This is a genomic window from Staphylococcus parequorum (assembly GCF_039237145.1).
GTDB lineage: Bacteria > Bacillota > Bacilli > Staphylococcales > Staphylococcaceae > Staphylococcus > Staphylococcus equorum_A.
The window spans coordinates 537,110-548,334 of the sequence record NZ_CP150682.1 but is presented as its reverse complement, the minus strand read 5'-3'; the positions used below and the strand labels follow the sequence as shown (position 1 = coordinate 548,334).

General features: G+C 32.9%; 11 protein-coding genes. 2 read left to right on the top strand and 9 right to left on the bottom strand.

The window, feature by feature from the left end:
* Nucleotides 1–64 precede the first annotated feature (64 nt).
* The 3 genes from AAA453_RS02465 to AAA453_RS02455 all read right to left on the bottom strand — a co-directional run bounded on the left by AAA453_RS02465 (nucleotide 65) and on the right by AAA453_RS02455 (nucleotide 2,166).
* Nucleotides 65–1,000, bottom strand: coding sequence for a ketopantoate reductase family protein (locus AAA453_RS02465; RefSeq protein ID WP_427706025.1), 936 nt, complete (start codon nucleotides 998–1,000; stop codon nucleotides 65–67).
* Nucleotides 1,001–1,107: 107 nt separating this feature from the next.
* Nucleotides 1,108–1,566, bottom strand: coding sequence for a MarR family winged helix-turn-helix transcriptional regulator (locus AAA453_RS02460; protein ID WP_069816508.1), 459 nt, complete (start codon nucleotides 1,564–1,566; stop codon nucleotides 1,108–1,110).
* An 81-nt stretch (nucleotides 1,567–1,647) separates the two neighbouring features.
* The gene (locus tag AAA453_RS02455) at nucleotides 1,648–2,166 is read right to left on the bottom strand and encodes a TetR/AcrR family transcriptional regulator (protein WP_427706023.1); all 519 of its coding nucleotides are present in this window, start codon (nucleotides 2,164–2,166) and stop codon (nucleotides 1,648–1,650) included.
* A gap of 145 nt (nucleotides 2,167–2,311) precedes the next feature.
* Between AAA453_RS02455 and AAA453_RS02450 the strand changes: the two genes are divergently transcribed.
* Nucleotides 2,312–3,229: a ketopantoate reductase family protein gene (locus tag AAA453_RS02450; RefSeq protein WP_427706021.1), complete on the top strand. Its 918-nt coding sequence runs from the start codon at nucleotides 2,312–2,314 to the stop codon at nucleotides 3,227–3,229.
* 113 nt (nucleotides 3,230–3,342) lie between these two features.
* Here AAA453_RS02450 and AAA453_RS02445 read toward each other — a convergent pair whose 3' ends face one another.
* From AAA453_RS02445 to AAA453_RS02430, 4 genes are all read right to left on the bottom strand, one after another.
* On the bottom strand, nucleotides 3,343–4,287 hold the full coding sequence (locus AAA453_RS02445; RefSeq protein ID WP_427706019.1) for a TDT family transporter: 945 nt from the start codon (nucleotides 4,285–4,287) through the stop codon (nucleotides 3,343–3,345).
* A 254-nt stretch (nucleotides 4,288–4,541) separates the two neighbouring features.
* Nucleotides 4,542–4,970 (bottom strand): NAD(+)--rifampin ADP-ribosyltransferase, encoded by a 429-nt coding sequence (gene arr / locus AAA453_RS02440; protein WP_427706017.1) that lies wholly within the window; start codon nucleotides 4,968–4,970, stop codon nucleotides 4,542–4,544.
* A 198-nt stretch (nucleotides 4,971–5,168) separates the two neighbouring features.
* Nucleotides 5,169–5,915: a glycerophosphodiester phosphodiesterase family protein gene (locus tag AAA453_RS02435; protein ID WP_427706015.1), complete on the bottom strand. Its 747-nt coding sequence runs from the start codon at nucleotides 5,913–5,915 to the stop codon at nucleotides 5,169–5,171.
* Nucleotides 5,916–6,067: 152 nt separating this feature from the next.
* A complete protein-coding gene (locus AAA453_RS02430) occupies nucleotides 6,068–7,249 on the bottom strand; it encodes a M23 family metallopeptidase (protein ID WP_427706013.1) in 1,182 nt (393 codons plus the stop codon).
* 294 nt (nucleotides 7,250–7,543) lie between these two features.
* Between AAA453_RS02430 and AAA453_RS02425 the strand changes: the two genes are divergently transcribed.
* Entirely contained in the window at nucleotides 7,544–8,740 is a 1,197-nt protein-coding gene (locus tag AAA453_RS02425) for an MFS transporter (RefSeq protein WP_427706011.1), read from the top strand.
* A 71-nt stretch (nucleotides 8,741–8,811) separates the two neighbouring features.
* On the opposite strand, the gene AAA453_RS02420 is transcribed toward AAA453_RS02425, so the two are convergent.
* Both AAA453_RS02420 and AAA453_RS02415 read right to left on the bottom strand, forming a co-directional pair.
* On the bottom strand, nucleotides 8,812–9,786 hold the full coding sequence (locus AAA453_RS02420) for a tRNA dihydrouridine synthase (protein ID WP_427706009.1): 975 nt from the start codon (nucleotides 9,784–9,786) through the stop codon (nucleotides 8,812–8,814).
* Between the two features lie 187 nt (nucleotides 9,787–9,973).
* Nucleotides 9,974–11,143, bottom strand: a complete 1,170-nt coding sequence (locus AAA453_RS02415; protein WP_427706007.1) for a YbfB/YjiJ family MFS transporter — start codon at nucleotides 11,141–11,143, stop codon at nucleotides 9,974–9,976.
* Nucleotides 11,144–11,225: the final 82 nt, after the last annotated feature.

The following is an 11,225-nucleotide window of genomic DNA, read 5'->3' as shown; positions in this document are numbered from 1 at the left end:
TCTATTACACTACAAACTTAACTTAATTAAGATGAAAGGTCAATGATGTTGACTTTATTTTTCGCTATTTTTTATATGTTAATTCTAACTGATGAATCATATGTGTCAGCATTTCATTATTCGGCGTCGCCACACCACAGGCTTTACCGTATGTAACAATTTGTCCATTTAAATAATCTATTTCTGTTAGACGCCCTTTATATAAATCTTGATGCATCGATGGATAATGTAAGCCTTGTGATTCAATTGGATAAGCAGCTTCAATTTTGTTAATTAAATTTTCAAAATTGAGTTCTAATCCACGGGCTTTTGCTACAGCTACAATTTCTTCAATAATAGGAATAACCATTTGTCGTGCTTGTTCATATTGTGAAAATTGGTTTATTGTTTTATCTAAAATCGTACATAATGGATTCAATACACTGTTCAATGTAGCTTTTGACCATATAGATTCAAAGACGTTGTCACTGATCGTAGAATTTAATTTTGCATTATTAAAAATTGTATTTATCGCTTCTGTACGATAGTCTTCGCCACCGTCTGCACGTTGCAGTTCTATTGTTCCTGTACCTTCTAATAGTATTTGTCCAGGGCCTCTTAATCCTGCTGTCCACATCGTGACTGCTAAAAATATTTGTGATTTCGGTATAATTTTGGCAAAACGTTCTTCATGTCCTAAGCCATTCATCATTGTTAATACCGCCGTCGTTTCTTTAATCGCATTAGCTTCATTCAACGCCTCGATCATTGCTTCTGAATCCATCGCTTTGGTTAAAATGATAATCAAATCATATTGTTCATCGATTTGTTCTGGCAACTGCGCTTTGATATTAATATGATATGTTTCATTTTCTGTTTGTATATTCAAGCCATGTTGCTGAATATTCGTAATGTGTTCTGTCCAATAATCTATTAAAGTTACATCATATCCTGCTTCGGCAATTTGCGTTCCAACACGACCACCCATTGCTCCGGCCCCTGCAATTGCTATCTTAACCATATAATCATCCTCTTCTTTATTTCATAATAGTAATTCAACAAGTTAATTACACCATTTGTGGTTAGAAAATGTTTAATATTTAAATGGCATAAAGTGATTTTTATAATTTAGTCTTTCTTATTCTCGTCTTTTAAATATTTCACTTCTTGGAATCCTGTACGATAAGAAGCAAATTCTTCCATTATCGCATACCAATCATTGCCTACTTTTTTCTGTATATCTTGAAATAAATCATTTTGCGTTTTATTAAGTTCTTGTACTAATTTTTTTCCTTTTTCTGTGGGGTACAAAGCTTTAATACGTTTATCCGCTTCAGTGGGTTGTTCAGTGATATATGCCTCATCTTTTAATTTTTTCAACGTTGCATGACTGCCTTGTTTAGAAATCTCTAAACTTTTCAATAAATCTTTTATTGTAATTCCAGGTACTTTTTCGATAAAAAACAAGAACCTATGATGTTGTCTATTTAAGCCATATGCTTCAATAATTTCATCTGCTGTATTTATAAACGTTTTGTAAGCAAAATAAAATAACAAATTCTCATAATCATTATTATTACCTTCCATTATTCACATTCCTTTTTTGTAATTTTTAGCGCATCAGTGGGGGGTTACTAATTAATGTATTGATAACACTTCAGTCGAACTCTACAAGTGCTTTAAATGTGGCTCCAATAATCCGGAAAGCTCTCCTACTAAAGTATCTATATCACATGGTTTTGATTCTTCAATCCACCATATAATAATGCCTACTACAGCAGAGGATAAAAACTGGGCAGTAATTTCACTGTTTTGTTTATTTATGGTGTCGCGCATTTTCTTTGATAATGTTTGCTTAAGCATATTAAGATCTGACTTTTTAACCAAAGTTTTCAAAATATCGTACTGATCGTCAATCACGTACATGACTTCACGCAACGTTTCTTTATTATCTCCTGATTCTGCAAGATAAATATTGCATTTATCAACTGCTGCGCCCAAAATATAATCAATTGCATGATCTAAAATGTCGTACTTATCTATAAAATTCAAATAAATCGTACCTCTATTTATATTGGAATGTTGAGCAATATCATTCATTGATATTTTATCAAAGTCTTTTTCTCTAATCAGTTCAACAAAGCTACGAATAATAAGTTTTTGGGATTTTTCTTTTCGTTTATCCATTTTAACTCCTTTTAATATCAACAATTTTCAATATTTGTTCATTAAACATCAACAAGGTTGTATTGTTCATTGAGTTTAAATCTTATTGATGATAACTTCAAGTTATTAAACAATTGTTCAATAACTAAATTGGAGTGATAATGATATGAAAATTTTAATATATGGTGCAGGTGTACAGGGGCAATTTTTAGCTCACGCACTAAATACCAAAGATAATGACATTACAATGTTTGCACGTGGAAAAACTTTAGAGCACTTGAATCAAAAAGGTTTGAAACTTAAGCATTCATTGCAAAGAAAAACGACAAATGAACATATAACAACGACAAGCACACTTTCAAAAGATGATATATATGACGTTATTTTTGTAACTATGAAATATTCAGATTTTTACAATGTCGTACCAACATTAGCTCAAAACAAAAGTGAAAACATTATTTTCATTGGAAATAACATGGATCCTAAATTACTACAAAGCACATTGACACAACAGAGTAATCACCTTAAGCATATCACTTTCGGCTTTTTAATGACTGGTGGTTCAAGAGAAGCAAGCCATACTAATATTTTAAGATTTAATGCTGGAGAGCTCAAAGTAGGAAACATGCATGGAGAAATTACGTTCTCAGACAAACTAAATTCAATATTTAAAAATGCGAAAATCAAACTAACTTATGAGCAGAACTTTGAAGATTGGTTGATGTCACACGCTGCTTTAGTCTTACCTTTAAACATGTTATTTATTCTAAAACAAAACCAAGACACTAGTGCGCATACGATAACCAAAGAAACGATAGCTGCTTTTACTGAACTACATCAATTGTTAGAACACAAAGGCCATACTATAAAACCAAAAGCACAGTCTGTTATATTTAAAAATTTCAAAGGATTATCCAATATAGTATTAAAAACAGTTATGAACATTGGCCTCATCAATCAAACACAAGGTTCTTTTAAAGAGCTTGAAGCACTTTATAACGATGTTAAAGCACTCAATCAAAATACAGCACTAACTACAAGTCATCTAGATGCTCTATTTGAAGCAAGCAAATCCGTCAGTTAAAACGACTCAATTCATTGCAGTTAAAAAGGAGTGGGTATACGAAATCAAAATTTAATTTCGTATACCCACTCCCACTATGCTGACTAGATGATAGGTTCGTTCTTTAATTTAGGTTATTTTATTTCAATTGTACGTTTCTTTAGAAATGAAGCATATCCTAAAATCACGTAAATCACAGTCACGATTGCAAATATCACTTCAAATATCATTACAAAATACAACACACTTTGTACTTTATGAGGTAAAGATTCAATTTCAAGTAAGTTATAGAGTGATGTCGCTGTTGTCACCCACGGGAAGGTTAATGCTGAGAATGAAAATCTAAAATTCAATTTATATAATTTCGGTATAAATGTTAATGAGTATATAAATATGAGTTGAGAGATAATCAACATCGTTATAATGTAAAACATTTGTGTATGTACTACACTTAATAAATAACCGTTTAAACAAAGTGAAGCTGGTGCTGCTATGATGATTGTCATAGGAAATTGATTTTCGTTATATAATCGCCATGTCTTTTTAAACAGTACGATACATATTAATACTAAAAAGCATAGCGTCGCTATATACACGATCAATTCCCCAAAGAATGGTGAAAAATCTTCAGCAGTTTCTGAAATAACGCCAATTCCCACAAATGTAACAAACCAACTGGTACTCGGAACGATACGTTCATTTTCATGTAAATAAATATGGTAATAAATAAATAACCCAATAATAACAAACTGCAGTATCACAACGAACCACCACAACCAAATTATGATTCCCCAGGTAATATTCAGTTGGTGGTATAAGATATAAAGTAATGTCAGAAACGTCATTGTAAACGTGGGAAAAGTCGCACATATATTACGGTCAGATAATTCTTTCAATACAATGCTAGGAAATTGTATACATTTTAGTATAAATAATCCAACCACAATAACACTAATAATTAAAAATATTGTAGCTAAAACATTCCTATCCATAATGTACAAAAGATTACTTAATGCTGAAATACCCAATGCTAAGCCACAAATAGCAGTCGGTATTACACTTATAAATTTTCGAAACATATCATTTATTAATCCTTTTTATTTATATTTGAATATTACATACATAATAACTATACTATTTTATCGAATTCCAAGCGTTACATCTGTTTATATTGCTTTGAAAATCGATATGATCCATCTCATTTATCAAATGAATTTTAACACTAATATGTGACAGATAATACCTCACTGAGAATAATCTTTTTTTATATAAACAAGCAGCCCACTGTTATTAATTATAGACTGCTTTACATTATTTTCATTACAGTTGTATATTAATCTTCAATAATGTCTAATCCATCTTTACGTAATTGTGCTAACCCTTTTAACATTTGTTCAATATCATGATTCGAGTGTCGTTCCCATGTAGCTAATTTTGCTACAATTCTCAAAGGTTCCTTCGAGCGATATGAGCGAGTTGGATTACCAGGAAATTTTTTATCTGTGACATTAGGATCATTTTCAAATGGCCCAATAGGTTCAATAATATAAATGTATTCTTGTGCCGGTTCGTCAGCTAATGCAGCCGAAAGTTCTGCCCCCCACTTAGCTGTGTCTAGAGCGCCAGTAAAATAAATATGGTTCATTTTACGGTTTTGATAATTAGAAATTCGCTGTGTTTGTAGTAAATCACCTATTTGTAATTCAGCCTTTGTCCCATGAAAAAATGGTCCTTGATCCAACACTTCTTTTTGTTCTACCATTGTTCAACACTCCTTCTTCATCTAAGCTATTCACCAGTATAAACTGCTAAACAATAAAGAAGTAGTCTATAATAATATTATTATTTAATGTATAATTAAGACAAAGGACCTCTGATTTTAAATTATATTGATAAAAAGAAGTGGAAGGAAATCAAAATTCGACATTTGATTTCCTCTACCCACCTCACAAGTACGATTCTATAATCTTTCTAAATGAATCATTTCATCTGCTTTGTCTGTAAAAATGCCATCAACGCCCCAATTCGCTAATTGATTTGCACGCAATTGCTTATTTACTGTCCACACATTTAACACATATCCAGCATTTTTGATTTTTTTAACACGTGCTTGCGTCAATTTAGCATCTTCAATATTCACTATTTTCGAACCACAATAATCTAATAGCGTTCTCCAATCATCACCAAAAGCTGCAGATTTAAATATGACAGCTCTCTCATAGTCTGGCATGAACTGCTCTGCTAATTTCACTAAAACCAAATTAAAGCTTGATATCAATACTTTTAATTCCACATCTAAATCTTTTAATTTATCTGCAACTTGTTTAATCATACTTTCTGACAGTACTGTGCCATTCGGACCTGTAACGCCCTTCAATTCAATATTCAAGTTCATATTATAGGCATTTGCCAATTCAATTACTTCATCAAACGTAGGTAGTTTTTCTGCTTCAAATTCTGTTCCAAACCAGCTACCTGCTGATGTATCTTTGATGTCGTCATAATTTAATTGTGTCACTTCTCCTACCATATTCGTTGTTCTATCTAAAAAATCATCATGAATTAAAATCAACTGTTCATCTTTGGTAATCGCTACATCTAACTCAATCCATTTTAATCCAGGCGTATTTCCAGCTTCTTTATAAGATGCGAGCGTATTTTCTGGCGCTTTACTTGGTAAACCTCTATGTCCATAAACAGTAAACATACCATCATCCTCTTCAATTTAAATTTAATGCAATTATGATATGGTCTCAAAGATATTTCAAATATTCTTTATTAATTCTGCATATTAATATAAAAAAACGCCCTTGAATTCTATAACAGAATTTCAAGAACGTTTTATTTTATCATCTTAATTTATGCTTTTGAGTTTACGTATGAAGTTGGGTCTACTGAATAACCGTTACCAATTCCGCCTTCCATGCGTTGGAAGTGTAAATGTGGTGCAGTAGAGTTACCAGTGCTACCTGATTCACCGATTTGTTGTCCTTCTTTAACTTGGTCACCTTTTTGAACGTTTAATGAATTCATGTGCATATACCATTGATAGTTGTCACTATTTTGTTCTTGGATTGTAACTTGGTTTCCGCCACCATAATTACTCCAACCACTTTGTACAACAGTACCATCTGCTAATGAATATACTGGCGTGTTTTCATCCATTGCATAGTCGACACCGTAATGTGCCCCGCCACCATGATATTGACCATATGGTTGCATTTGACTATTACTTGTTAACCAATTTGATGAACTTGTGCTGTTATTATTGTTTGATGATGTATTATTGTTTGAAGCTTCTGATGTGTTCGTGCTGTTATTGTTGTTTGAAGCTTCTGATGAAGGTGCCGCTTCTTGTTGCGTAGCTTGTCCTTCATTAGAACTATTTGTGTTTGTTGATTCTGTAGCAGGTGTATTTGTTGTGTTCTCTACGTTATTTGACGTTGCATTTTGTTTCACATCTTCAACACCATTACCGTCATTGCGTGTATAACTACTTTCATAGTTTTCGTTTGATGATGTATTATTTTGTGTATAAGATGCGTTGTCGTTAGTTGTTGTGCTTTGTTCTTGTGATGAAGTTTGAGCAGAAACTTCATTATTAGAACTTTGTGGTGCTTCTTGTGATTGCGCTGGTGCTTCATTTACATCGTAGCCACTCTGTTGAACAGCTTCATGACTTTTATCAGCACTATAGTTGTTATCATTATATGCATTTGTTGCATTCGTATTTGTTGAGTTTGTGCCTTGATCATTCATAGGGAAATAGTAATAATGGTAATTTCCTTCTTCATCAATTAAATAGAAATAATATTGTTGTTGATCAAACATTGATTGATCCCAGTTTCCATCTAATGTATGGTGATAATTCCCACTATTATCTTCATCAATATAACCATATTCAAAGATATCATTTGTAGATTGGTTACTTGAATATTGCGTACCTGATTGATTATTCTCTGATGCTTCTGCGTCTGACTGTGCTATGCCCACTGCTCCCAATGACAATGTAGCAATTGTTGCTGTAACGATTTTTTTCATAATTAATAAATCCTCCCAAAATTTTTCCTTAGCTAACAATAGCAAAGAAATTATATTAAGAGAATAGCAGAAACTGATTTTTAATTTTTTGGTAATTGATTTGAGACACCTGTAATTATTTTGAAAATTCTATCTATAATATATATTAAAATATGCTTGGTATAAATTTTAAACATAACCACTTCTCAATGACATAAAAAATTATAGCATTACACCTTTTAAAAGAACTAATGCCTTTTTTATATTATTTGTTACGTGATACTATAGATATATTAAGAATGAAGGGGGCATATAATGGAGGATTTGAAAAACAGCTATGTAAATAGAGGTTCAAAAGCATATATTAAAATTATCGTTGCGCTTTTCATTTCAGGATTCACTATTTTTTCAATACTATATAGCGTTCAACCATTGATCCCCCATTTCACACAATCATTTAATGTGAGTGAAACTGTTGCAAGTTTGGCATTGTCGGCTGCAACCTTGACATTAGCTTTTGCTATGTTATTTTTTGGTGCAATATCAGAAGTAATTGGACGTAAACCTATTATGATTTTTTCTGTAATTTCGGTGTCATTATTAGCACTAGTGCAACCCTTTATTACAGATTTCAATACCTTCTTAATTGTTAGGCTTATACAAGGTATCTGTTTAGCAGGCTTACCCTCTATAGCCATGGCATATATCGGTGAAGAAATTTCTGCGCATAGTTTACCCGAGGCAATGGGTATTTATATAAGTGGCAATGCCTTTGGTGGTGCGTTTGGTAGAATATTCACTGGATTTATTTCAAGTATTTATGGTTATCAAGTCGGCTTATTCTCCATTGCAGTTATTAGTGTTGTCGCAGCAATATTATTTGCTTTCTTACTACCAGCATCTCGACATTTTGAGAAGCAACGTTTTTCTGTTAAAGCTTTAGTATTGAGCTATAGTCAACATTTGAAAAACATTCGTTTACTAAAACCTTTTATGATTGGATTTCTATTATTAGGCTGTAACATCGCTGCTTTTAACTATATTGGCTTTGTGTTGGCAGCTAAACCTTATCAATTGCATGACAGTATTATTAGCTTTGTTTACTTATTATTCTTAATTGGTATGATATCTTCTATATTAAATGCAAAATTACGTACTAAATTAGGTACATTAAATGCCTTAAAATTTAGCATCTTACTATTAATCGTTGGTATTTGGATTACACTTTTACCTTTTTTAGTTTTTAAAATACTCGGATTGGCATTCAGTGTTTATGCATTTTTCAGTGGTCACGCGATAGCAAGTGGTGTAGTTGCAAGTCGTGCTGAACATCATAAAGCGCAAGCATCTAGTTTATATTTATTATTTTATTACATGGGTTCATCTATTGGGGGTACATTAGCAGGTATCTTCTATGGGTTGATACAATGGCCAGGTGTTGTATTTATGATCACAGCTTTCATGCTTATTGCATTCATTATTTCATTAACAATCAAACAAAAAACGACTTAAAAATCTTAAAATCAAGATTTTTAAGTCGTTTCTTTATACTTCTTCACCATTTTCGTCCAAGTTTATGAATGTTATTCCATAGGTGTCATTTGTGCTTCAAATTCATCAAGGAGTATCCGAACCTCATCCGTTGTACTTGTGCTCATTAACTGATGTCTCAGTTCACTTGCTCCTTTGATACCGCGTACGTATACTTTAAAGAATCTGCGTAATGGTTTAAACTGACGCGTTTCTTCTTTTGTATATTTGTCGAATAGGTCAAGATGAAGTCTTAACAGCCCTAAAAGCTCTTCACTCGTATGTTCTCTCGGTTCTTTTTCAAATGCATGCGGGTTTTGGAAAATCCCACGTCCAATCATTACACCGTCAATACCATACTTCTCTGCCAGTTCAAGGCCTGTTTTTCTATCCGGTATATCTCCATTAATCGTTAACAATGTCTCTGGTGCAATTTCATCACGAACCTTTTTAATTTCTCCAATTAATTCCCAATGCGCATCTACTTTACTCATCTCTTTGCGCGTCCGAAGGTGAATCGACAGGTTCGCAATATCCTGTTCGAACACATGTGTCAGCCAGTCTCTCCACTCATCAATATCAGAATAGCCAAGTCGAGTTTTAACACTTACTGGCAGACCTCCTGCTTTAGCTGCCTGAATAATTTCAGCTGCAGTTTCAGGACGTTGAATTAGACCTGAACCTTTACCTTTCGTTGCAACGTTCGGCACTGGACAGCCCATATTTAAATCTATGCCTTTAAAGCCCATTTCTGCCATACCGATACTCATTTCACGGAAGTGCTCTGGCTTATCTCCCCAAATATGAGCGACAATAGGCTGTTCATCTTCAGTAAATGTTAAGCGTCCGCGTACACTGTGTACACCTTCAGGGTGGCAAAAGCTTTCTGTATTTGTAAACTCAGTGAAGAAAACGTCAGGTCTGCCTGCTTCACTGACAACATGACGAAAAACAACATCTGTAACATCTTCCATTGGTGCCAAAACAAAAAATGGACGCGGTAATTCACGCCAAAAATTTTCTTTCATATATATTTAAACCTTCTTATCTATTATTATCTCGAATTTTTATCCATGACGATATTACCACAAAAAGTCAATTTACACAAAAGTATTATGACTGCTAAAAAGCCTGCATAGAGTGCTTCTACACGTGTATATAACTCTTCTAACTTTTTTATTTCTTTAAACCAGTTTTCTCTTTTGAATATATCATTTAATTTCTGACTCTATAACTATACATACTGCTTAATAGTCCAACGCAAAGTATAGTCGCCGCAAAAATTAATGCTGCATTATAATTTCCTGATTCACCAATTAATACACCAGAAAGTGCTGGTGCAATCATTTGTCCCAAACTGTAAATAACAGTTAATGAAGCAACTAAATTTATTTTACTATTACTTTGAAACATTAACGTTTGTGCTTTAGACATAAACAATGTCGTTAAACCAAGAAACGTAGCACCAAATAAAATAGAACTTATCACTAAACTCGTCATGCTTTCTGAAAAAACAGGCAATATCACGGCAATAATTTGTAAAATAAATGCTAAATTAGTTGCTTTACCGTGTCCTAATTTTTCAGCCATCATAGACCATAAAATCGTAGATGGAATAGCTCCCAACCCTACAAACATCCAACTTAACGCTGCATAATCTGCAAACTCAGGTATAGATTTAACGATTGCTACTAAGAATGTTCCTGTAATTATGTAACCCGCACCTTCACAAAAATACGCTATTGAAAATCCCCAAATAAATTTTTTATTCAACTTAACTTTTGGTTTATCTTCTTTTTCATTTAAGTTTTGTGTTTCATTTTCAATATTTGAATTTTGACGCATACCAAAAATTACAAAACTTCCCATAACTAAAGCAAAAATACCAAGTAAAACCCACGTTGTCTTCCAATTATTTTCTGTAGTGAATAAAAATATAAATATACTACTTGTGAAAATGCCTAGACCCACACCACTATAAAGCATACCTGAGATACGACCTTTGTTCGCTGCTCTCAATGCTTCGAGGGCCACATTTGAGGCTAAGACAAAAACGGTTCCACTCGTGATACCTGCAATTAAACGAAAAATAATCCACAGTGTAAAATTATCAAACAGTCCCATCAATATTGTTGAAACTATATTGATCAGTAAGTAAACTTTCAAATCTGTAACCTTGCTAAATACAACTATCCATATAGGAATAATTGCTCCAATTAAATAACCTAAGTAATTAATAGTTGCCAGTAATCCTGCGCTCTGATTATCCATATGTCCCGTTTGTTGCATAAATGGCATAATAGGTGTGTATGCAAAACGACCAATTGCCATCACAATAAACAAACAAATCATCCCTAATACGAGTTGCCGATAAGCTTTTTGCATTTTCCCACACCCTTCCTTAGTAATTATTCCATTATACGCCTAAGCTATATTTTTAGAAATGGCATATCATTAATAAGTTATA